A 23140-nucleotide genomic window follows, 5' to 3' on the forward strand; every position below is an offset into this window, starting at 1 on the left:
CATTTTTAATCGATGGATGGGTTATTTTTAAAATGAATCCGTGCATGAATGACAGATACTTTAACGACAGCGAGAATGGGAACGGCAATGATTAACCCAATCACACCTGCAACCTCTCCACCAACCAATAACGCGAACATAATAAAGATTGGGTGCATGTGCAAGCTTTTTCCAATAATAAGCGGTGAAAGGATATTTCCCTCTAAAAATTGCAGTACCAAGACAATCACAACAACGATAATGATCATCTTCACGGAAATAGAGGCCGCAATCAGCGCCGCTGGAATCGCACCGAAAAGCGGACCGAAGTACGGAATAATATTGGTAATCCCAATAAGCGCGCCTAGCAGTAAGGGATATTTCATCCCGACAATCCAGAACAGTAGCGAAGATATACCACCGATTGCCGCGCACACGATGATTTGCCCACGAATATAGCCACCTAGCGAAACGTCGATATCTTTTAAAAAAGCAATCCCTTGATTGCGCCATTTTCGCGGTGTTAAATATCGCGTCATTTTTTTCAATGCATCATAATCTTTCACAATATAAAACGCAATAAATGGGATCAGGGCAATTAATAAAACAAAATCAAATAGCTTCATCGAATAGTTCATGATTGTATCCATCAACGATTCCAGTTTACCTTCAATCTTTAGGATGGTAGCGTCTAATCGCTCATGAATACCAAATGGCCAATCTTCCGTCTTACGCCCAATCCAGTCTGTCCAGTTCCGATATTGCTCCGCTGCTGCTGGTGCATTCTCAGACAGCTCTCGGATTTGTTCGGTCATGATTGGAATCCCTTTGTACACTGCAAAACCAAATCCACCAAAGAACAATAAGTAGATAATGACAATGGAAAGCCCTCGCTTCATCCCCTTCCGATGCAAAAGCTCAACGACCGGATGCAACAGATAACTAATAAATGCCGCAATTAAAAAGGGAATGAGCACCTTCATGCCAACTCTTACAATCGGCGCCCACATCGGTTTCAGCTTCATAAAAATATATAAAACAATAAATAATAGCAACAGAAATCCCAGTCGATAAAACCATTTCATTCGAATGTCCATCCACCTCACCTCAAGATTTAGTTTTCGTGAGGCGGGGGGGAAATATGTATGGAGGATTTATTTGGGGCTTGACGCACACTCACCAAGCGTTAACAGCTTACTTGTTAGACATTCATAATTATTCATACATCTCCTTTATTTTGTTGCTTCATATATTTCTATACCGTTTAATGGAACGCTACCATTTTCAATCAAAACTGCCTTCGATCCAGATCCATTTGCGAATATTCCACCCTTGACAGTAAGTTGATTTATTTCACCTTGTACGTGAAGACTCCGAACGTTAGACCCATTTGTAACGATTCTTCCACCAATTTCAACTTGATCAATTTCACCGCCTTCTTTGACACTTAATCCATCGGCAGCTAGTTGCGTGATAACTCCCTTTACCAAGGATTCCCCTTCCCCACCAAAGGTTTCAATATCTTCATGCACGACTAGCGATCCTAAAGGTCGACTGACTTGAATCCCTACTGAAGCATTTGCATGGGTAACAATCCGTTTAAATTCTGCCTGTTTTAGACTACCATCATATAAATTAAATCCCCGAGCACCAATCCCCCACGTCTCGATATTACTCAGAATACGCAGCGTCCCGATTTCGTTAAAGTTTACAAAACCAATCCCACTTGGTCCATGGGACGTGATTCGATCTTCTGCCACCCATTCGTTCACGATCCCCCAGTTATCTAACACCATATCATTTACACCATATGTCGTCACTGGACCGCGATTCACAACCTTTTTCACATGAGCACCGTATACGACAAAAACACCACCTGTAATAAGATCGGGCGTACCTTGTTTAATTCCACCATTTGAGTGTATCTCACCTGTTTCCAACATATCCACATCGAGCCTCCCACCTACATCACCAGCCCCACTAATAAATATGCCACTTCCTTGTACCGGTTTTTTGTCACTACCAGCTTTCAAACCTACAAGATGAGCGGAGATGGTCACGTTTGAGTCAGTTTGTTGATTCCATAATGTGAAGGCTCCCTGCAAGACATACACGCCAAACCCATTCGGTCGCTCCTGCCGATCCTCTCGTATCTGCTTCGATTACTTCCACATTCTGAGCAACGACATGCCCGGATCGTACAGATCCAGTAGCAATAAGTTGAATTTGCCCAATTGTTTTTACATTCTTAAGTTCCAAAGTTCCGAGTGATTCTACATCTGAACGGTTTAGTATTGCCCGACGGCTAGGTTCAACAATACAGGTTATTCTATCAATACTATTGCCCTGACTTACCTCGACCCCATCAACACCACCTTTAAATTCAATAATCGAATCAGCTTCACCGACTAATTGTTGTCCTGGTGACAAATGTATGGAAGGACTCTCTTTTATTTTCCCTTGTATCCGGATTAATTCAACCGCTTGATTGCCCACTGCATTTACAAGCTCTTCTACTGTTGAAACTGTAAGTTCTTTCATTCATTTCATCCTTTCAGGGTTGTTTTATGTTTCTACAAAGTTTCAGATAATACTCTTGATATTATCCCCACAATTGGCCTATTTACCTTTAAACCTAAAAAAACACACAGTCAAGACTGTGTGTTTTCTGATTTTAAAACGAAATCGATTCTAAAAACGTCGGGGTTTCGTTTTAAAGCATTGATTTTAATTTTTTCCGCATCTTCTTCGTGTATTTCTTCATCAGACCGGTACTGTTACCAAGGAAGTTTTTTGAACGTCTCCTCATTGCTGCACCTCTTTTCTGAGTTTACATACTCAAACGGCGATCATCTTCTTCAAACAAGTCGTCCAACGAGCTTAAACTTCCGTCCTCCTCGACTTGATGGGTGTTAATGATCCCTTTCATTACGCTCATTTCAATAAAACAATTCCAACAATAGAACTGGTTGACACCGATTTTACCTACATCTTTACTGTTACAATTCGGGCATTTAATTTCCAAAATGGACACCTACCTCTTCATAGACCGAAATGATATTTCAACATTTCATTCGCTATGATTGTGCCCATTTTTCCCATAAAACATACCCTCTAAGCAAAGAAAACCTTTCCGAACATCTTTAGTATTTGTCTAGGACAAACAAAGATGAGCTGAAAGGTTTTCCATGTTTGGTTACATAAAATCATATGGTGTAACGTGTTCCATCCCGATCATTGGGTCGACCTTCATGAGGATTTCGAAAGGATCGATTGCCACTTCAGTCTCCGTTTCCAATTCAGATTCTCCCAAATCGGCTGCTTGCAGTTTTTGCATTAACGTCGTTTTGCGCTTCATTTCATTATTGCGTTCAATTCCCTGACGAAAGGCATCTTCTTCCCCGCACAAAATCAAAAAGTTTTTACTTCTTGTAATTGCGGTGTATAACAGATTTCGCCGCAGCATTCGATAATAGCTTTTGACGACAGGTAAAATAACGATCGGAAATTCGCTTCCTTGTGATTTATGAATCGAGCAACAATAAGCATGGGTAATTTGATTCAAATCCTGGCGATTATACATCACTTCAATTCCATCAAATGAAATGACAAGCTTATCAACGTTATCCGTATTTTCCTTCGCAAAAAGTACAGATACAATTTCGCCCATGTCGCCGTTATAGACGCCTTCTTCAGGCTGATTGACGAGTTGCAATACTTTGTCGCCACTTCGGTAAACAACATCGCCGAATTTCAACTCTCGTTTTTTTTCTTCAGCATTGCCATTGAACACTTCTTGAAGCATTTTGTTTAAATTATCAATCCCAGCAGGCCCGCGGTACATCGGGGCAAGTACTTGAATATCCCTTGATGTAAAACCTTTTTTACGAGCATTCGCCACCACTTTTTCAACAACTTGGGCAATTTGTCCTGTGCCACAGCGGATGAAGGAACGATCACTTTGCTGATGACTGAAACTCTCCGGCAATCTTCCTCGCTTAATTTCATGAGCAAGTTCAATAATAGAAGAACCATCTGCCTGGCGGTAAATTTGCTCAAGACCCACCATCGGGACGGATTGTGATGCTAGTAAATCCTTTAATACTTGACCTGGACCAACGGATGGTAGCTGGTCTTCATCGCCAACGAGAACAAGCTGTACGTGTTCAGGTAAAGCTTTTAACAACTGGTGGGCAAGCCATGTGTCTACCATTGACATTTCATCAATGATCACAATCCGCCCTTCGATAGGGTTCTCTTCATCATGGGAAAAGCCTTCACTCCCGTTCCAGCCGAGAAGCCGATGAATCGTTACTGCCGGTAATCCCGTAGATTCGGCCATTCGCTTTGCCGCACGTCCAGTCGGTGCTGCCAAAACAAATGGAAACGGTTCTGTCTCTTTTTTATAATCTCCAATTTCCATCGACACACCGTGAAGTTCAGCGTAAAGCTCAACGATTCCTTTAATAACCGTCGTTTTCCCCGTACCCGGCCCACCTGTCAAAATCAACATCGGCGACTGAAGCGCTGTCTGAATCGCTTCCTTCTGTGCAGGGGCATAATCAACGCCAAGCCGCTCCTCTAATTCACCAAGTGCCAGTAAAAATTCAGATTCAGGAAATTGATCTTCATATTCGGTTTGCGATAAAATTCGCTTAATATTCGTGACAATCCCTTTTTCCGAGAAATATAAGGATGGTGGATAAATCCGACGCTCCTCGACTTTGATTTTCCCCTCATCCTCAAGCTTCACAATTTCCGAGGAAATCGCCGTAAACTCAATCGCATCCCGCTTATTTTCTTCAAGCATGCGCTTAACTGTTTCAAGTAAGTCTTCAGCTTCCATATACACATGGCCGTCTTGAAGACATTGGGCATCAAGCGTATACAAGCAGGCTGCTTTAATTCGATCAGGATGCCCCCCTGAAATACCAAGCTGAAACCCGAGTTCATCTGCTCGCCCAAAGCCGATTCCTTCAACATCCTCCACGAGCTGATAAGGATTTTTTTGTAATATCGATAGCGTATCGTGTTGGTACATTTGATAAATTTTCATTGAAAGCTGTGGTCCAAATCCATATTGATTTAACCCAATCATGACTTGTTCCAGACCTTGATGTTCAATCAAAGAATCGTAGAAGCTTTTCGCTTTTTCAGACGATAATTTCGGAACTGTATCCAAGATTGAGGGGTTGGCGAGTATTTTCGAAATGGCATTCTCACCAAGCTTATCCACTATGCTTTCCGCCGTTCTTTTCCCAATCCCTTTGAACAAATCACTTGATAAATAAGCGACGATTCCTTCTTTCGACTGAGGCATATCCTTTCTGAAATGCTCGACATGAAACTGCATGCCAAATCGCGGATGATCCTTCATCGTTCCATAAAAAATATACGTTTCCTGCTCATGAATCTTTGGGAAATATCCTGTTACAACAGCTTCTTGCTCATCGTAATCCAAATTCGTTTCATCGAGGCGAATCCGCACGACAGAATACAAATTTGACTCATTATGAAAAATTGTCACTAAGTGCCGACCTTTCATAAATTTCTTCTCTTCTGAAAAAAGATCCAAGGCATCCTGCTGGCCCATACGGTTTCCCTCCCCCAAAACGATTTTATTCTTCGTTCAACGTTTCCATCAATTTTTTTCCATGAGCTGCAAGCATATGGTCAGGCTGTGCCGCCAATGCTTTATCGAAATATTCTATAGCTTTCGCTGCGTCTTCTTTATAGCCGCCAAATGCCACGCCAAGATTGTAGTAGGCATCCGCGTGCTCTGGATTTTGTTCAATCACAATTTCCAATTCTTTAATTAGCTCATCATATAATTCTGCATTAGCTAGGCACAGCGCATATTGAAAACGAGCATCGACATCTTCCGGATTCAATTCAACTGCACGTTGCAAGTACGGCATCGCAAGCTTGCCTTGATCAAGCTGCATCAAAGTCATGCCCAGCATAAAATACGCATCACTCGTATCTAGCCCAGTACGAAGAGCCTTTTCAAACATATCCTTTGCTTCGATCAGCTTATCCATTTCAAAATACAGATTACCAAGTGAATAATAAGCAGCCCCAGCCTCTTCATCAAGTTCAAGTGCTTTTTTATAAAAACTCTCTGCCTTCGCTGTTTCTCCGACCGCAGTTAAAACATTGCCAAAATTTATGTATGCTACAGGCTCATTCGGGTTTTCCTCAATCGCCTCTGAAAAAATCTTCACCGCTTCCTCATACTTGCCCTCTTGCATATATTGAATTCCTTGTTGGTTTTTATCCATTATGTTCACTCTCCATTTAATCGATAGAAAAGGTAGCTTACGTACAGCTGCCATTAGGTTTCATTCCTTTGAAGTATACCATAAAGCCGCTAGCTCATCATTAATCGTGTGGCAGGATTGCGCGGCAAGTTGAATGGATGATTTGAGATTCGTGAGATCTGCGCGATTCATTTCATCCTACAATTTTAGAGTCAGATTTGCGATTTGCGTGCCGGAGCCATTTTCACGCTATCATCCATATTCATTAGAAACAACCCCTTTATTACTGATTTTATAAAAACCTCGTCGCTTCAATGATACGTTCGGGGGAATATAGGGGTAACTCGGGTCCTGTTGCGTGCGTAAACTTCCCTTTTCAAGATTTGCGTGCCGGACGATTCAAGGCAGAGAACGGATTCATCCTCTACGCAGTAGGTTGGCACATGTAAAAAATAAAAAAATCCCAGCCGAACAACGGCTGGGGATCAAGTTTATCCGACATAGGTCAGTTTTTCATTATTTTTAAACACTTCATCAATCGTACCGCCACCAAGACACACATCGCCATCATAGAAAACAACGGCTTGTCCAGGTGTGATCGCGCGGACTGGCTCAGCAAAGATGACTTCAACATCACCATTTCCAAGCACTTTTACATCCACTTGACTATCCGCTTGACGGTAACGGAATTTAGCAGTACAGCTAAATTCCGTAGCAGGTGCATGTTGTGCGACCCAGCTCATATTAACCGCCTTAAGTGAGTCAGAATATAGCACGTCATTCTCAAAGCCTTGTTCAACATACAAAGTATTCCTTTTCAAGTCTTTACCGACTGCAAACCAAGGCTCACCACTGCCACCAATACCAAGTCCGTGGCGTTGACCAATTGTATGATACATGAGACCTTCATGCTTACCCATCACTTTTCCATCCAGAGTTTCCATATTACCAGGCTGTGCTGGTAAATAGTTGCTTAGGAAGTCTTTAAAATTACGTTCACCGATGAAACAGATTCCCGTTGAATCTTTCTTCGTTGCTGTTGCAAGTCCAGCTTCTTTGGCAATTTCCCGCACTTCTTTTTTATCAATGTGACCGAGTGGGAACATGACCTTTTCCAACTGGCTTTGCGTCAACTGATTCAGGAAATACGTTTGATCTTTATTCTCATCTATTCCACGAAGCATTTTGTATTCACCATCACGGAAAGCAACTTGTGCATAGTGACCGGTTGCTAAATAATCCGCACCTAGGCTGACTGCATGTTCAAGGAATGCTTTGAATTTAATTTCCTTATTACACATAACGTCCGGATTGGGTGTCCGACCTGCTCGATATTCATCTAAAAAGTACGTAAACACTTTGTCCCAATATTGCTTTTCAAAGTTTACAGCATAATAAGGAATGCCAATTTGATTACATACTGCAATTACATCATTATAATCATCTGTCGCGGTACAAACGCCGTTTTCATCTGTATCATCCCAATTCTTCATGAAAATCCCGACTACATCATAGCCTTGTCTTTTCAATAGTAGGGCAGCAACAGATGAATCAACGCCACCCGACATCCCCACAACGACACGCGTGTCTTTAGGTGCTTTATTCATTATGTTTCACCTCTTACCTCTTTCCTTTATTTCAGCAATCTGTTGATTATCTTAACCGTTTCCTGTGCCGCTTGTCTCACATCTTGCTCAGAATTGTTCAAGCCAAAACTAAAGCGTATCGAATTCTTCGTCCGTTCTGAACCTTTGCCAAACATCGAAACGAGGACATGGGAAGGATCGATAGACCCTGCTGTACAAGCAGATCCGCTTGAAACAGCAATTCCCGCTAAATCCAAATTCACAAGCATGGACTCCACATTTGTTCCAGGAAAACTAATATTTAACACATGTGGCAATGATGATTCACGAGACCCATTCACGATATAGTCCACACCAGCATCGTTAAAAATATCTAAAATCACTTTTTTATAACTTGCATACAACTCACTTTTCTCCACCAATGTGCTTTGAGCAATTTGAACAGCTTCTGCAAAGCCGGCAATCGCTGGGACGCTTTCCGTTCCAGCACGACGCTTCCGTTCTTGCTCGCCACCGTACAAATACGGCTGATGCTTAATGCCGTCTCGGATATAGAGAAAACCGATACCTTTAGGACCATTAATTTTATGAGCACTAACAGAAAGTAAATCAACATAAAATTCATTCACATCGATTTTTACCAAGCCGTACGCTTGTACTGCATCCGTATGGAAAAATGCTTGATGATGTTGAAGGAGTTCGCCGATTTGCTGAATCGGTTGTATCGTTCCGACCTCATTATTACCAAACATGACGGAAACGAGGATTGTATCATCACGAAGGGCAGATCGCACCTCATCAACCGAAACAAGCCCTTCTTCATTAACAGGCAAATAGGTTACATCAAAACCAGATTTCTCTAAAAACTGGCATGTATGCAAGACTGCATGATGTTCAATTTCTGTCGTAATAATATGCTTACCTTGATTTTGATACGCGTTCGCAATTCCAATTAACGCCGTGTTATCACTTTCCGTACCACCACTTGTAAAAATGATTTCATTCAGCAAAGCACCAATGCTCTTTGCCATAATCATACGGGATTCATCCAACACGAGACGTGATGCGCGGCCAAACGAGTGGATACTTGAAGGATTTCCAAACTCTTCCTTCATGACAGTCATCATCCGGTCCATCACACGCGGGTGCATCGGTGACGTGGCCGCATGATCTAAATACACTTTATTCACGTTATTTCCTCCGTTATATAAAAGAGAATAAATTTTCTTGGCGATTTATTCTAAAATTTTCACACATGGTCATATTCTATAATTTTATTTGGTACTATGCAAAACAAAGAAAAAAGGAGTCAAACTCAAAAAGACTACAATTTTAGAAGATCTTTACATAAACAGCTTCTACGTAGTATAGTCTAGGGAGTTAGACCCTCTTATTCCTAACCGTTATAAACGGATTAAATATAGAACATATACGAATCATGTTCGCTATCATCTTTATAATTCGATAGATCCTCAAGTGTCGTACTGTCTAGGACATCCTTCACTGCATCACGAATCCGAACCCATAGTTGGCGTTTAATTGGCTCTTCGTCCTCAATGCCCTCAACCGGGGTAATCGGACCTTCCAGTACGCGGATGATGTCACCAGACGTAATTTCTTTCGGTTCTTTCGTTAAAATATATCCGCCATATGCACCACGAATACTGCGCACTAAGCCAGCATTTCTAAGCGGTGCGATTAGCTGCTCTAAATAATGCTCTGATAAATTATGTGTCTGTGCAATCGACTTAAGCGATGTCGGGCTCTTCCCCTCACCATACTGCTTTGCCAGCTCTATCATAATCGTTAAGCCATAGCGGCCTTTTGTCGAGATTCTCATCGTTTACCCACCTTTATGTTTTCCTTCAAATTATAACCTATATCTTTTTTTCATGATCGGATTAATATGCTTTAAAAATTATAGCATATTCGTAGGTAAAATGCATAACAGCCTAATTACGTTCTTTTTCGTGAAAAATATGATACCTTTATCTTACATAATAGCTATAGGAGCGATGACGATGTCCATAAAACCGCTTGCATTTAGGATGCGCCCCCGTTCGATCGAGGAAGTGATGGGGCAAGAGCATCTCATTAATGAAGGAAAAATTATCTATCGAATGGTCAAGGCAAAACAACTTTCTTCCATGATCTTATACGGCCCGCCTGGAGTTGGAAAAACATCGATTGCTAGTGCCATTGCTGGTAGTACCCAATTCGCTTTTCGGACATTGAACGCGGTGACCAACAATAAAAAAGATATGGAAATTGTAGCCGCAGAGGCAAAAATGTCAGGAAAAGTCATTTTGTTATTAGATGAAGTTCATCGGCTCGACAAAGCAAAACAAGATTTCCTGTTACCGTACCTTGAAAATGGCATGATCACATTAATTGGTGCGACAACAAGTAACCCGTATCATGCCATCAATCCAGCCATTCGGAGCCGATGTCAAATTTTCGAATTAAAAGCACTTGAACCCGATGATATTGTCACGGCATTGAAACGTGCTCTCGATGATGATGAGCGTGGGCTTGGGAAATATACGACAGAAGTGAGCCAGCAAGCCCTCCTTCATTTGGCCACCGCTTCAAACGGTGACGTAAGAAGCGCATTGAACGCCCTGGAACTCGCGGTCATTTCAACGGAGCCTGACAACGATGGAATGATTACAATCACGGTGGAAATCGCAGAGGAATGCATTCAGAAAAAAAGCTTTTCTCACGACAAAGATGGTGATGCCCATTATGACGTCATTTCCGCCTTTCAAAAATCCATTCGCGGCAGTGATGCAAACGCCGCCCTTCATTATTTAGGCCGTTTAATTGAAGCAGGTGATTTAGTTAGCATTGCTCGCAGACTCGTCGTCATTGCCTATGAAGATATCGGTCTCGCTAATCCACAAGCAGGACCACGTGCATTAGCAGCCGTCGAAGCCGCCGAACGTCTCGGCTTTCCCGAAGCGCGCATTCCGCTAGCTAATTCAGTCATCGAGCTATGCTTATCACCTAAATCAAACACAGCCATGATCGCGATTGACGCAGCACTCGCTGACATTCGTGCCGGAAACACTGGTGACATACCGGACCATGTGAAAGATGCACACTACCAGGGAGCAAAAGAACTCGGACGCGGCGTTGAATATCTATATCCACATAACTATGAAAGCGGATGGGTGAAGCAGCAATATTTGCCAAATAAACTCGCTAGCAAAAAATATTACCAGCCTAAAACGAGCGGTAAATTCGAACAAGCTCTTGCTGCTATCTATGATAAAATTGAGAAAAACTCCAAGCCTAACCCTACACGGAAATAAAGGCTTGGTGTTTTTTTGGTGCTACTCCTACTTTTCACTCTTTACGGGGATATCTAATTTGCGCGCCGGATTCTGCACTTTGCGAGCGAGAGGGATAATGAACTGAGCACTAAACTAAGACACCAATAAAATTCATCAATACCCTAAAACGTATTTCAAGGCTAATGCGACCCGCACCAAAAACCCCCGAATCAGATTTATCCGAGGGTTCATAAATTAAGCTGTTACATCACGTTTTACAAAAGTCCAGAATGCAACGACATGGAAGATGACAAAATACACTAGTAAAACAATAAGTGAGAAGGATAAGGTCATGCCTTCAACCATCGGTAACCCTGTGCCAAAGTATGGAAGCAAATTCGTATTGGCAAACAGTAAATATTTTGCCCAATCAAAGAATCCCGCAATAATCGATGTTACGATACTCCCCACTAATAATAGGAAGATGGATAGTCCGATCGCAAGGGAACTGTTACGAAAAGCAGCCGAAATCATGAACGCCATCGTCGTAAAAATCAGCAAGCCGACCGAACTTAATAAATATTGGGTCAGTAAAAAGGGAATTTGCGCACGTTCTATAATTTGGCCATCTAAATAGGCTAAATGTGGCTGGTTCTGTTCAAACCCAAAGAATACAGCGCCTAAAATAAAGCTTAGAACAAATAATATGCCCAGCATAAATAGAGCATATAACAGAACCGTTATGTATTTGCTCAACAGAATTTTCGCTCTATTTATCGGACGAATGAGCAATAGTTTGATCGTTCCTGAGCTGAATTCACTAGCTACGATTCCCGCCGCTATAATGATAGTAAACAATGCCACAAAATCGACTACTCCCATCATCCCATTCATAAACGTCCAAACGTTATAAGACGTCACTTTTGGCATATCATGAGTGATGCGGTACTCATTCTCAGCGATTATTCTTTCAATATCCTTTTTATAAGGATCTGATGTTGATTTGAGCTCTTCCTTTAAGTTTTTATTTTCTGTCTCCAGTGCCGTCTTCCAGTTTCCATTATCACCAGTTTCAGTGTCCTGATCATTTATAAACGTGATTCCAATCGCCGCAATTACTACTATGATCGCAAGGATACCAATCATGATGTAACTTGATTTTCGTTTAAAAATCTTGATCCATTCGTTTGTGAGCAATCCCATTAAGCTATCCCTCCTTTTTCACTTGTGATTTCAAGGAATTTCTCTTCAAGAGATTGATTCATTTGTTTCACTTCATAAATATCAATATTGTTTTCTACGAGTCGTTTTACTAGTTTAGGAACATCAACAGACGCGCCTTCCACATGGAGGTGTTGCTTCGTCATTTTCACCGCTATACCGTCAAAAGCATTTTGTAACAATTGGAACGCTTGATCAATCGGTTTTGCTGAAATCACATAAGAAACTTTCCCGCTATTCACCATGTCAGTCACATTTTGTACATCAACCAGACGCCCATTTTGAATAATGCCAATCCGGTCACACATCAATTCCATTTCAGACAGCAAGTGACTCGATACAATCACAGCCATATCTTCCTCACGGGCTAATCGTTTCAAGTAATCACGAATTTCCCTGATACCGGCTGGATCGAGTCCATTCGTCGGTTCATCCAAAATCAATACTTTCGGTCGATGAAGCAAAGCCTGTGCGATACCAAGTCGCTGACGCATCCCTAATGAATAAGTCTTCACTTTCTCTTTCATTCGATTCTGCAACCCAACAAGCTCTGCAACCTCATCAATCCGCTCTATCGTTACGCCTTTTGTCATTCTTGCATAATGCTTCAAATTATCATAGCCAGACAGAAATTTATACATTTCTGGGTTCTCTACAATGGCGCCCACTTTACTGATCGCTTCTTCATAATTACTTTTCACACTATGCCCATCTATGAAAATATCACCAGACGTAATCTTCATCAATCCAACAAGCATCCGAATCGTCGTTGTTTTCCCAGCCCCGTTCGGACCTAGAAAACCGAATACTTCCCCAGCAAACACTTCAAAACTGAGATTATCAATAATCGTCTTACTACCAATTTTCTTCGAGACGTTATTTAGCGAGATAACTACCAAATCAAACACTCTCCTCTTCATCAGACATCACATATCAAAGGAAATACTTATAAATTTTAACATTATATGACTAATAAGTCACATTAAAATTTGTTAAAATTCACCACCATTAGACAATAGCCCACTAACAAATACTATCCAATTCTAGTAAATCTCTATATAATGACTTTTAAATCCATTTTCACAAACCGGAAGGAAGTACTAGATGAAACGTCAAGATAAAACGAAGAAGAAAAAGAACTGGCTGAAGATTATCGTCATTACCCTTCTTATTTTTTTAGTAGCTGGTGGTGCCTATGCATACTCCATCTATCATTCTCTAACAAAAGCAGTTGAAACGATGCACACGCCGATTGAAAATCGTCCCATTTCTGATAAACGACAGAACGAAATCGCCTATACGAACCAAGAACCATTTTCCGTCCTTTTACTAGGGGTTGATGAACGCGAAGGAGATAGTGGGCGGTCTGATACAATCATCGCTTTAACCGTGAACCCAGAAACAAATTCCGTGAAAATGTTAAGTATCCCACGTGACACCAGAACCGATATTATTGGCAAAAATAAAGTAGATAAGATTAACCATGCCTACGCATTTGGCGGCGTGAAAATGTCGATGGATACTGTCGAGAACTTCATTGATATCCCATTAGATTATTACGTCAAAATCAATATGGAAGGGTTTAAGGATATCGTAGATTCAATAGGTGGCGTAGAAGTAAACAATGACTTAGACTTTAGTTCTGAGGGAGATCATTTTCCAATTGGAAAGATCAAATTAAATGGAGCAGAAGCTTTAAACTTCTCTCGCATGAGATATGAAGACCCACGCGGTGATTTCGGACGTCAATACAGACAGCGTGAAATCATTCAAGGAATTATTAACAAAGGGGCAAGCTTTGCAACATTAACAAACTACTCTACTATTTTTGATACATTAAGCAAAAATATTGAAACAAATCTTACATTCTCACAAATGAATGACATCCAGAAAAACTATCGAGCTGCAGCGAAGAATGTTGAACAAATAGAAATTAAGAGTACTGGCAAAAAAATTGACGGAATCTACTATGGCATTGTCAGTAACGAAGAAAAACAAAGAATTCATGACGAACTAAAAGTACATTTAGAGTTAAAATAAGAAATGTTGTCTAAATGGGTCAGACCCAGAAATTGTTGCTGGGTCTGACCCTTTACTTGACGATTATTTGACAAAATACGAGCCTATGCAAAAAATTTGTAGGAATTTATCTTGTTTATATCGGCGTAATTCGCGGTATACTTTTGATTAAGGAGAAAATACTTTTCCTTCTAAAAAATTAATAATAGGAGTCGATCGCTATGAAAATTAAAGCCGGTAGTTGGATTATGCTCACCTCACAAGATAAAATGTTCATCCTTCAAGCGATTAGCAATCGTGCAAAGAAATCTATGTAAAACCTCTTATCATATTTTGAATGAAAAAGGAGAAGAACACGATATTCCAGCTTTATTTTTCACCTAAAATCGGTAATCCCAAAGTATAAGCCACTCTCCTTTTTCCTTCACAACATAACAGTTTTGATGCATCGTAAAAATACCAAATTGAGAATGAAAAGTAACATCAACTGGTACTTCATAAGCCCAAGCGAACACTTCACTCGCTTTATTCATTCTCCATTCTTTCTTTTTCTTCGCTTTACCAATTTCAAAGTAAAATGTCTCAACGTTCATATGCTGCATAAAAACATGTGAACGTGTTTCGATATACTTTGCTTTTGGAAACCGAACCTTCATATCAGGATGAAACAATAACCATGACTGATCAAAACTTCCCTCTGCTTCATACGTATAAAAGTCGCGAACCACTTTTTCAGGGCCACTTGGGAGTTTAAACATAATAAAAAGGATGATTCCGATGACGATGGCCGAGACAACCAACGCTAAAAGCAGCCCTCTACTTCTTTTTTTCCGCATAAACCCCACCTACCATTCCTAAAAACATACTCTTCTTCATATGTATGTCTGACCATGAAACAGATATGTCATAATAGGTGGGGAATATAAATATACTTAGTAACACGAAAAATCCCAATCCTAAACAATAGCTTAATCATCCAAATTTTAGTAACATATATACATATAAAGGGGATTGAAGGAGGACTTATAGATGGACAAAGCTATAGTAACACAACGTCCTCAAGGTTCGGATAAAATATGGACCCGTGACTTTGTTATAATTTGTATCGCAAACTTCTTTATTTTTCTCGGTTTTCAAATGACATTACCAACCATTCCGCTTTTTGTTGAATACTTAGGGGGCAATGATCAATTAATCGGCATCGTCGTTGGGATTTTTACATTTTCCGCCTTGATTGTGCGCCCTTTTGCAGGACAAATTCTTGAAACAAAAGGAAGAAAGTTTGTATTTTTAATCGGTCTTTCTTTATTTGTTGTAACAGTTGGAGCATTTGGCTTCATGGTCAGCATCTTTATGTTGTTCGCTTTACGAGTTGCCCAGGGAATAGGCTGGGGGTTTTCTACTACTGCTTCTGGAACCATTGCTACAGATATCATTCCTGCAAGCCGGCGTGGTGAAGGTATGGGCTTTTACGGCTTGTCTGGCAATCTAGCACTGGCAATCGGCCCCTCTCTCGGTCTCGTACTTGCAGGAAAACTATCATTTCAAACACTATTCCTCTTATGCGGGACATTAGGACTAGGAGCTGTTTTCCTAGCTTCATTCATCCACTACAAAAAAGGCGAAAAATCCGCTGTAAAAACCACAACCCGTAAATTGGATATTTATGAAAAAACGGCACTACAGCCGTCGATTTTATTATTTTTCATCACTGTAACATTTGGTGGGATTGCAACATTCCTCCCACTTTATTCAATAAAACAAGGAGTCACAGGCATTCAATGGTATTTCCTCATTTATGCCATGGCCCTTTTATTTACCCGTCTTTATGCAGGAAGGCTATACGATACAAATGGACACAAATTCATTTACATTCCATCAGCGATGTGCATTTTCATCGCCATGCTGCTACTCGCATGGCTGCCGAATAACATCGTGCTCTACACAGCAGCCATATTCTATGGTCTCGGCTTCGGAACAGTCCAACCAGCACTCCAAGCGTGGTCCATTGAAAAGGCGGAACGAAATCGAAAAGGAATGGCCAACGCGACCTTCTTCTCCTTCTTCGATCTTGGCGTAGGAATTGGCGCCATCACATTCGGTCAAATCGGCTACCTATTCGGCTATCGAATCATCTATTTAACATCTGCTCTTTCTATTTTTATTTCAATGATTATTTATTTATACTTTTTAAAGAAAAATGAACAATCGCTCGTATAGAGCAGAATCTTGGAGTATACGAAATGGCATTGCTAGGATATCAAGATCATTTTCACCGCTCATACCTTAATAGAGATCGAGACGGTACGACCAAAAGGTAACCCTTTCAACCACTCCACCTTCTGTTCCAACTGTGTATCTAGTTTGCAACCCATAATCTGTTACATAGCAAATATAAAGAGCCCGTTATGAAAAAATTCGGATCATAACAGGCTCGTATTTTATGTATTTTTTTAAAATGCTCGTTACACAAAAACCCTTCATTGAGTATTTTTATCAAGTATACTAATTTAATTCTTTGAAAATCTCGACGCCTTGCGGGAGAGGAATTAGGCGAATGACGCAATAAGCAAGGTTACAAATAACGGAATGGACGAAACCACACCATATACTTCGTTAGTTTAATAAATACTAAGATATTGAATCCTCAATCATTTTCATCATTCACACGATCTTGGCGATGAATTTTATATCTTTATCATCTTTCACGGTATAATAGGATTATTGTTAAGGGATAGGAGTGAAAGGATATGACAAATCATTCATCTTCATTTTCAAAAGTAATAGGTAGAAAATTAACAGATGAAATCATTGAGCAATTAAAGAATAAAATTTTCTCAGGTGAGTATAAAGTGGGGGATCGTCTTCCTCCTGAACCTCAGCTTATGGAAGAATTTGCGGTAGGTCGTTCCACCCTTCGCGAAGCCATAAAAGTACTTGTTCACGCAAGAATTCTCGAAGTAAAACAAGGAAAAGGCACACACATTTTGTCTTTGGAATGGACGAATGAAACTTCTTTTAATCAACTGCTCAACCAAGCTGATCAGAATGATGTATATGAAGCACGCGCGATGTTAGATCAAGAAGTCGCAAGATTAGCTGCAAGGCGAAGAACAGATGAAGATTTATTGCAGATAAAAACCTGTTTGGATCAACGTTATAAAGCGTTACAGCAAGGAAATTATGCGACATATGTAGAAGCAGATATTGATTTCCATTTAGCCATTGCCAAAGCAAGCGGGAATCAGGTCCTATATAATCTATATCAATCCTTCATTCCTGTTCTACGGAAAATCTTGAGTAGCCTTATTGTACATGTAACCAATTATAACGATAACTCAGAGATTCATGAGGATTTATATCAAGCCATCTTAGCGCAAGATGAAGAAAAAGCCATTCATTCTGTGAACCAAAATCTGGAGCAATAAGCTCCTTTACAAAATCAAACGTCTGATGATATGATGTTTTAAAATGTTCAAGGGAGTTTAAAGATGAAAAAACAGATCCTATTTATCATCGTAGCACTATTTCTTGTTTCCTTAAATTTACGAATGAGCATTGCTTCGGTATCCCCTGTATTGGAGAGCATTAAACATGATTTAGCATTAACTAATGGCATGGTCAGTTTACTTACATCGATTCCGGTCATTTGTATGGGCTTTTTTGCATTTTTCGCAACAAGCATAAGTACTCGATTCGGATTAGAGAAAACCATTGCTTATTGTTTACTCTTAATTGGATTAGCAACTGCTTTTCGTGCTTTTACAAATTCAGTACTGGCACTGCTTCTGACAGCTTTTCTGATTGGGATAGGTATAGCTATTGCAGGACCCCTAATTTCGGGATATATTAAAAAAAAATTTCCGAATCGAATTGGGATGATGATTGGTGTTTACTCTGTAGGAATGGGAATTGGTGCTTCATTAAGCGCTGGATTGATGATTCCCTTGCAAAAACAACTCAATGATTCATGGCAGCTTGCATTAGCAAGTTGGAGCATCTTTGCAGTGATCGGATTATTATGTTGGTATCCAATGCTGAAAAAAAGTGAGTTTGTGAAGCATTCAACAACGAAAAAGATTCCATTCCCATTTAAAAATAAAAAAGCATGGTTGTTTACTCTCATATTTGGTCTACAAGCTGGTATATTTTATTGTATTAGCACCTGGTTAGCCCCCATCGCACAATCCATGGGTTTTAGTGGAGAGCAATCGGGGACAATTATTACCTTATTTACAATTATTCAAATGATTTTTAGCTTTTCCATTCCCTCATTAGCAGATGTCTATAAAAACGAAAAGGCATGGTTAATGGGAAGTACATTATTTGTTTTACTTGGTTTGTTTTGCATCGTCTTTGATCTAGCGAATCCTTGGCTTGCAACCATTCTGATTGGAATTGGCCTTGGAGGATTATTCCCGCTCGCCTTGGCTCTTCCATTAAACGCTGTTTCTTCGTCAAGTGAAGCAAGTTCTTGGACTTCCATGATGCAAGGGGTTGGCTATATGATTGGTGGAATTATTCCGATTATCGCTGGATTATTAAGAGATTATATTGCATATGATAAACAAGTCTTTGTATTAATGATGGTGCTTTGTTTGGTCCTATTGATTTCGTTACTAGGATGGAAAAATAAGAAAGTTACTCCCTACTATTGAGACATTGTATGAATCATAACGAAAAATTCGTAAAAGCTCCATTCGTGTTTTGTTCATCCCCCACCTATTTATTCACAAAAATTAAGGTGGGGGTAGTACAGCCTGTTCCCCCGGATAAAAGTGATTATTTATTTTTAATTTCTTCTAATAGAAAAATAACCTTATCATTCTGTTCAATGATTATTTGATTTTGCTGCCTAAATCTTGCAAAATCAAACAGAAATATGATTAAAATCGCCAAAAACAGGAACACCAAAATAAGTTCAAACATCAACTCACCTCCGTATGTCAAATACATTCTAAATTATACCATTTTATTTTCTACTAATCATTTAATGGAATAAGAAAAAGCTTGCAGTAAACAAGCTCTTTACATCAGTAAGAAACGAAAGGAACCGCTAGTTGGACTCGCGCAATACGGCAGTTTTTTAAGGTAGTGTCACTGTAAAACTTTCAAATTCGATATTAGCCCCTTTGAAAGGCTTGAGTTCAGTTAGCGTTTCATTTCCTTGCGCGTCAATTCTCACACTGCTTCCCTTTATCGATTGAACAAGATAAGGCGTAATTATCAACTCTTTCACATTGTCAACGATTGGGTCGATTAGACGAGTGCCAGTTAAATGTTGCTTTCTAGCAATGTTTTCTAATTTGCTTCCACCAGAATGAGAAACAAGTTCATGGCCTTTCACGTCACTTACTTTGAAGTCTAGCATACCAGATAAATAGCCTGTTTTTTCTGACTCCGCACTAAAGGTAAGGAGCAATCCGGCTGGACTTACTTTTAAATCCGTAACTGTGAGATCTATGCCATAAGCTTTCTGAGTATGATGAATCGCAACAGACTGAACATTTGCTTGAGTGCTAACCGGAATCGAGAAGTCCCACAGCTTGCCATCCTTTCCTTTAAACGTTAAGCCTAGCGTAAAAGCTTCAGGCAATTTTTCAAATGCATCAATACTAGCAATGCCAGTTCGATGGGTCAGAGATATTTCGGTTTCTTTATAGTCGCCAGCGTGTGAAAAGCTTTTCCCATCCACCGTGAACGTTGGCCCTGAGGACAAATAGAATTCTTCTATCGGCTGCTCTGATTCAATTGAAAATCCAATCGTAAATCGCGTTTCATCATAGAAAACTTCATGAAGTGTAATGGAAGTGCCTTCTACCATTTTCGTCATGTCTACTTTATCTGTTAAACCTTGCTTACTGACCTGCTCCAAACCGCGATCTCCGGACGTACTAAATATCGTTCCTATAATCGGAATGTGTGAAACGATAGTAGCCATAGCAGGTGAGATGATTGCCGAACTGAGTAACAAACCGAACATAACCACAGCAACCCCTACGCTATACAACATTTTGTTTCGAAAGGAATTTTTTCTTTTTGGCGCACTTCCTCGAATCGTGTTCAAAATAATGGCATCCAACTTATCAACCGGCACGTGAATATTATCAATTTCTTCTTTAAACGATCGAATTTTGTCTGTCATCGAAATAAGCCCCTTTCATTTTTTTCTTCAACATCGCTAACCCACGACGAATATTCGTCTTTACCGTACCTTCGGGGCAGTTGAGAATCGTGGCAATTTGCTTCACTGTATAATCTTCATAAAAACGCAGCAGTAGGACGGTTTTGTACTTCTCCTCGATTTCATCCATTGCCTGAAATAAATCGAGTTGATCCTCAAGATCTAAAGGCTCCATCTCGCTCATATTTTCTAGCATTTCATGACTGTTCAAAACGATTTTTTGTTTCTTTTTCAATGTTGCAATTGCCGTGTTTATTAAAATCCGCGTCACCCAAGTAGAGAAATAATCGTTGTTTTTTAGTGTAGCGATTGATGCAAATGCTTTATAGATGCTTTCTTGAAACACTTCAAGCGCATCGTCTTCATTTCGCATATACACATAGGCCAGTTTGTACAATTTTTCTTTCTCTTCATGAATCAATGTTTGAAAGGCTTCCGCATCGCCTTGTTTGGCGCGCTTTACTATTTTTGATTTTATTTTCAATTATGCAACCTCCTTTTCTCTTCTCCCCTATTAGAGAAAAAGGAACAACAAAACGATTCAACTTTTATTTATTTTTATAAAAGGCTATGTTAAACAAGATTTTTGGCTCATTCGTGTGAAACTCTGGTTTCACACGCCTTTCAAGCATTGCTTGAAAGGTAGCCTCGAAATCCATAATACGGAAGCCAATCGGATTGAGACCATGTATGTAAGTTTCCTGAAAAAAATATTTTCTCTAGTAGCTGAATAAGAAACCGTTATAAACGTGTGGTTCATGATATAATTATCATACAAAATCGCTTACATAAACAAAATGAGTTAATAGTTCTGAATATTAAATATTCTGAGGAGTCGATGAAAGTTGACAATCGCTAGTAAAGAACAAACAATTTTTAATCACATTGGCAATAAAATCAAAACAGAAGATAGAGAGATTAATATCATTGCTAGATTAGAAGAACCACTCATCGTAATTTTAGGAAATGTTTTGAGTGACGAAGAATGTGACGAACTAATTAGATTGTCAAAAGACAAAATGCATCGTTCCAAAATTGGCGCTACCCACGATGTCAATGAGATAAGAACAAGCAGTAGTATGTTTTTTCAAGAAAATGAAAATGACACCATTACCAACATTGAAAAAAGAATAGCATCGATTATGAATATACCCATTGAACATGGGGAAGGGATTCAAATTCTTAAATATACTCCTGGTCAAGAATATAAAGCTCATTTTGATTTTTTTACTTCTACAAATAAAGCAACAAATAATAATAGAATTAGCACAATGGTCATGTACTTAAATGATCTGGAGCATGGCGGAGAAACCTTTTTTCCTAAACTAAATTTTTCAGTCTCCCCCCAAAAAGGAATGGCGGTATATTTCGAATATTTCTATAACGATAAAAGCGTAAACGAACTAACTTTACATGGTGGAGCGCCCGTTATTACTGGAGAAAAGTGGGTTGCAACACAATGGATGAAAAGACAAAAATAGGATATTTTTCACCTGTATTCTTACGTTCCAAGACGGACATATCCTCTCAAAAATCATTGTAAGGACTTAAACTTATTCGTGTCCTAAAAGAATATACTAGCACTAAGTAAACCCTACCAGCACATAAATCGCACCCTTTTCAAAGACATAAAAAAGGTTTGGCCACAAAAAGAAGATGATTTCTGTATTCTACAGGAAAGGCATCTTCTTTACATTCTATATGTATTTAAAATGGGGATGGTACGTCAAATACATCGCACATCTTATTTTATACCAAAATAGCACCCGTTCGTTGAAGATGGAATCTCTTAATGAATCTAGATTTTTTACGAATGGAAGACCATAATATTGATACTTTATAATCACCGTTTCTATTGGTCGATCAGATACAATACTTATTCCGTAACTGACATCTTTTTCAGTAGCAGTCCCTTTATCCATTTTTTCATATTGCATCTGCGGCGATGTTTTCGGTTGTATCGTCACAGATTCTAAATTTTTAATGTCATATTCTCCTGCCACAGCCTCAAATGAGTCTGTTAAAGCAAAACCTTTTAATGAATTACTTACTTGTACCTTTAACTTTTTGGGCTGTTCATTGTTATTAATAAGGACACTTGTAATTTTTATCTCTTGAAAACCTTTATTTCGGCCCCCCAACTAGTACGATATATTTTTCTTTGTCAAAGGCTACAGTTCCATCAACTAATGGTTAATTTAGTTTGATATAGATAAAAGAGCACACCATGATTAATCCAATAGTCATAGCCAATCTAATTACTGCTTTTTTCATTTATTCTTACTTCCTCCGTTCCAAGACTCCGTTTTTGTACTCCTCTATAAATTCATATTTTTCTCCCTGTGTAAGATTTTTTTAACATCTTATCATTAGTCCTATTTAAATCCGGTTTAATACCCAATTTATGGTCGAACTAACCTACCGTTACAACTCTTGCACTCGTTTCATATTTTAAGCGTAATTTGATCATTAACAAAAATCAATCATTGATTTCCCTTCTATTTCCACAGCAATGTTTGTTTTTCCCAATCTGTTGGACTTTCTTGCTTTTAATAAATTTTGAGCTTTTTAATTTTCATGGGAGCAATCTAAGAAAATACTTTTATTTATTCAATC

Annotated in this window: 22 protein-coding genes; 6 read left to right on the top strand and 16 right to left on the bottom strand. The window is 39.4% G+C overall.

Features of this window, described 5'->3' with window-relative positions; translation table 11 throughout:
* Positions 1–5: 5 nt before the first annotated feature.
* From AC625_RS16350 to cymR, 9 genes are all read right to left on the bottom strand, one after another.
* Complete coding sequence (locus AC625_RS16350; RefSeq protein ID WP_049682248.1) at positions 6–1076, bottom strand: AI-2E family transporter; 1071 nt, start codon at positions 1074–1076, stop codon at positions 6–8.
* A 135-nt stretch (positions 1077–1211) separates the two neighbouring features.
* The gene (locus tag AC625_RS16355) at positions 1212–2084 is read right to left on the bottom strand and encodes a hypothetical protein (protein WP_218971222.1); all 873 of its coding nucleotides are present in this window, start codon (positions 2082–2084) and stop codon (positions 1212–1214) included.
* Entirely contained in the window at positions 2047–2520 is a 474-nt protein-coding gene (locus tag AC625_RS27440; RefSeq protein WP_218971223.1) for a hypothetical protein, read from the bottom strand. The genes AC625_RS16355 and AC625_RS27440 overlap by 38 nt, the downstream gene beginning before the upstream one ends.
* A gap of 289 nt (positions 2521–2809) precedes the next feature.
* The gene (locus AC625_RS16360) at positions 2810–2998 is read right to left on the bottom strand and encodes a hypothetical protein (protein WP_028391909.1); all 189 of its coding nucleotides are present in this window, start codon (positions 2996–2998) and stop codon (positions 2810–2812) included.
* 177 nt (positions 2999–3175) lie between these two features.
* Positions 3176–5572, bottom strand: a complete 2397-nt coding sequence (gene recD2, locus AC625_RS16365) for an SF1B family DNA helicase RecD2 (RefSeq protein ID WP_049682249.1) — start codon at positions 5570–5572, stop codon at positions 3176–3178.
* A 25-nt stretch (positions 5573–5597) separates the two neighbouring features.
* The gene (locus tag AC625_RS16370; protein WP_049682250.1) at positions 5598–6260 is read right to left on the bottom strand and encodes a tetratricopeptide repeat protein; all 663 of its coding nucleotides are present in this window, start codon (positions 6258–6260) and stop codon (positions 5598–5600) included.
* Between the two features lie 470 nt (positions 6261–6730).
* On the bottom strand, positions 6731–7846 hold the full coding sequence (mnmA, locus tag AC625_RS16375) for a tRNA 2-thiouridine(34) synthase MnmA (protein WP_049682251.1): 1116 nt from the start codon (positions 7844–7846) through the stop codon (positions 6731–6733).
* Between the two features lie 26 nt (positions 7847–7872).
* Positions 7873–9015 carry a cysteine desulfurase family protein gene (locus AC625_RS16380; protein ID WP_049682252.1) on the bottom strand — a complete coding sequence of 381 codons (1143 nt, stop codon included), beginning with the start codon at positions 9013–9015 and terminating at the stop codon, positions 7873–7875.
* A gap of 224 nt (positions 9016–9239) precedes the next feature.
* Complete coding sequence (gene cymR / locus AC625_RS16385) at positions 9240–9665, bottom strand: cysteine metabolism transcriptional regulator CymR (RefSeq protein WP_049682253.1); 426 nt, start codon at positions 9663–9665, stop codon at positions 9240–9242.
* Between the two features lie 181 nt (positions 9666–9846).
* On the opposite strand from cymR, the gene AC625_RS16390 reads away from it, so the two are divergent.
* Positions 9847–11139: a replication-associated recombination protein A gene (locus AC625_RS16390; protein WP_049682254.1), complete on the top strand. Its 1293-nt coding sequence runs from the start codon at positions 9847–9849 to the stop codon at positions 11137–11139.
* Positions 11140–11355: 216 nt separating this feature from the next.
* Here AC625_RS16390 and AC625_RS16395 read toward each other — a convergent pair whose 3' ends face one another.
* Positions 11356–12303, bottom strand: a complete 948-nt coding sequence (locus tag AC625_RS16395; protein WP_049682255.1) for an ABC transporter permease — start codon at positions 12301–12303, stop codon at positions 11356–11358.
* Complete coding sequence (locus tag AC625_RS16400) at positions 12303–13220, bottom strand: ABC transporter ATP-binding protein (RefSeq protein WP_245645022.1); 918 nt, start codon at positions 13218–13220, stop codon at positions 12303–12305. The genes AC625_RS16395 and AC625_RS16400 overlap by 1 nt, the downstream gene beginning before the upstream one ends.
* A 205-nt stretch (positions 13221–13425) precedes the next feature.
* On the opposite strand from AC625_RS16400, the gene tagU reads away from it, so the two are divergent.
* Positions 13426–14361, top strand: coding sequence for a polyisoprenyl-teichoic acid--peptidoglycan teichoic acid transferase TagU (tagU, locus tag AC625_RS16405; protein WP_049682257.1), 936 nt, complete (start codon positions 13426–13428; stop codon positions 14359–14361).
* Positions 14362–14720: 359 nt separating this feature from the next.
* Here the strand turns inward: tagU and AC625_RS16410 are convergent, their stop codons facing one another.
* Complete coding sequence (locus AC625_RS16410) at positions 14721–15176, bottom strand: hypothetical protein (RefSeq protein ID WP_049682258.1); 456 nt, start codon at positions 15174–15176, stop codon at positions 14721–14723.
* Between the two features lie 193 nt (positions 15177–15369).
* Between AC625_RS16410 and AC625_RS16415 the strand changes: the two genes are divergently transcribed.
* From AC625_RS16415 to AC625_RS16425, 3 genes are all read left to right on the top strand, one after another.
* The gene (locus AC625_RS16415; protein ID WP_049682259.1) at positions 15370–16560 is read left to right on the top strand and encodes an MFS transporter; all 1191 of its coding nucleotides are present in this window, start codon (positions 15370–15372) and stop codon (positions 16558–16560) included.
* 530 nt (positions 16561–17090) lie between these two features.
* Complete coding sequence (locus tag AC625_RS16420; protein WP_049682260.1) at positions 17091–17768, top strand: FadR/GntR family transcriptional regulator; 678 nt, start codon at positions 17091–17093, stop codon at positions 17766–17768.
* 63 nt (positions 17769–17831) lie between these two features.
* Positions 17832–18998 carry an MFS transporter gene (locus tag AC625_RS16425; protein ID WP_049682261.1) on the top strand — a complete coding sequence of 389 codons (1167 nt, stop codon included), beginning with the start codon at positions 17832–17834 and terminating at the stop codon, positions 18996–18998.
* A gap of 124 nt (positions 18999–19122) precedes the next feature.
* Here AC625_RS16425 and AC625_RS26885 read toward each other — a convergent pair whose 3' ends face one another.
* From AC625_RS26885 to AC625_RS16435, 3 genes are all read right to left on the bottom strand, one after another.
* Positions 19123–19269: a hypothetical protein gene (locus tag AC625_RS26885; RefSeq protein ID WP_156187563.1), complete on the bottom strand. Its 147-nt coding sequence runs from the start codon at positions 19267–19269 to the stop codon at positions 19123–19125.
* Between the two features lie 157 nt (positions 19270–19426).
* Positions 19427–20485: a DUF4179 domain-containing protein gene (locus tag AC625_RS16430; RefSeq protein ID WP_049682262.1), complete on the bottom strand. Its 1059-nt coding sequence runs from the start codon at positions 20483–20485 to the stop codon at positions 19427–19429.
* Positions 20460–21008, bottom strand: coding sequence for a sigma-70 family RNA polymerase sigma factor (locus AC625_RS16435; protein ID WP_049682263.1), 549 nt, complete (start codon positions 21006–21008; stop codon positions 20460–20462). The genes AC625_RS16430 and AC625_RS16435 overlap by 26 nt, the downstream gene beginning before the upstream one ends.
* A 361-nt stretch (positions 21009–21369) precedes the next feature.
* Between AC625_RS16435 and AC625_RS16440 the strand changes: the two genes are divergently transcribed.
* Positions 21370–22005, top strand: a complete 636-nt coding sequence (locus AC625_RS16440; protein WP_049682264.1) for a 2OG-Fe(II) oxygenase — start codon at positions 21370–21372, stop codon at positions 22003–22005.
* A 216-nt stretch (positions 22006–22221) separates the two neighbouring features.
* Here the strand turns inward: AC625_RS16440 and AC625_RS16445 are convergent, their stop codons facing one another.
* The gene (locus tag AC625_RS16445) at positions 22222–22665 is read right to left on the bottom strand and encodes a hypothetical protein (RefSeq protein ID WP_049682265.1); all 444 of its coding nucleotides are present in this window, start codon (positions 22663–22665) and stop codon (positions 22222–22224) included.
* Positions 22666–23140 lie beyond the last annotated feature (475 nt).

Source organism: Peribacillus loiseleuriae (assembly GCF_001183985.1).
Classification (GTDB): Bacteria; Bacillota; Bacilli; order Bacillales; family DSM-1321; genus Peribacillus; species Peribacillus loiseleuriae.

Excerpts from the sequence above, each read along its gene's own strand:
- AC625_RS16395 (WP_049682255.1), bottom strand. The coding sequence starts at position 12,303 with ATGGGATTGCTCACAAACGAATGGATCAAGATTTTTAAACGAAAATCA.
- mnmA (WP_049682251.1), bottom strand. The coding sequence starts at position 7,846 with ATGAATAAAGCACCTAAAGACACGCGTGTCGTTGTGGGGATGTCGGGT.
- AC625_RS16415 (WP_049682259.1), top strand. The coding sequence starts at position 15,370 with ATGGACAAAGCTATAGTAACACAACGTCCTCAAGGTTCGGATAAAATA.
- AC625_RS26885 (WP_156187563.1), bottom strand. The coding sequence starts at position 19,269 with ATGTTTGAACTTATTTTGGTGTTCCTGTTTTTGGCGATTTTAATCATA.
- AC625_RS27440 (WP_218971223.1), bottom strand. The coding sequence starts at position 2,520 with ATGAAAGAACTTACAGTTTCAACAGTAGAAGAGCTTGTAAATGCAGTG.
- cymR (WP_049682253.1), bottom strand. The coding sequence starts at position 9,665 with ATGAGAATCTCGACAAAAGGCCGCTATGGCTTAACGATTATGATAGAG.
- recD2 (WP_049682249.1), bottom strand. The coding sequence starts at position 5,572 with ATGGGCCAGCAGGATGCCTTGGATCTTTTTTCAGAAGAGAAGAAATTT.
- AC625_RS16350 (WP_049682248.1), bottom strand. The coding sequence starts at position 1,076 with ATGGACATTCGAATGAAATGGTTTTATCGACTGGGATTTCTGTTGCTA.
- AC625_RS16370 (WP_049682250.1), bottom strand. The coding sequence starts at position 6,260 with ATGGATAAAAACCAACAAGGAATTCAATATATGCAAGAGGGCAAGTAT.
- AC625_RS16425 (WP_049682261.1), top strand. The coding sequence starts at position 17,832 with ATGAAAAAACAGATCCTATTTATCATCGTAGCACTATTTCTTGTTTCC.
- AC625_RS16420 (WP_049682260.1), top strand. The coding sequence starts at position 17,091 with ATGACAAATCATTCATCTTCATTTTCAAAAGTAATAGGTAGAAAATTA.
- AC625_RS16430 (WP_049682262.1), bottom strand. The coding sequence starts at position 20,485 with ATGACAGACAAAATTCGATCGTTTAAAGAAGAAATTGATAATATTCAC.
- AC625_RS16410 (WP_049682258.1), bottom strand. The coding sequence starts at position 15,176 with ATGCGGAAAAAAAGAAGTAGAGGGCTGCTTTTAGCGTTGGTTGTCTCG.
- tagU (WP_049682257.1), top strand. The coding sequence starts at position 13,426 with ATGAAACGTCAAGATAAAACGAAGAAGAAAAAGAACTGGCTGAAGATT.
- AC625_RS16390 (WP_049682254.1), top strand. The coding sequence starts at position 9,847 with ATGTCCATAAAACCGCTTGCATTTAGGATGCGCCCCCGTTCGATCGAG.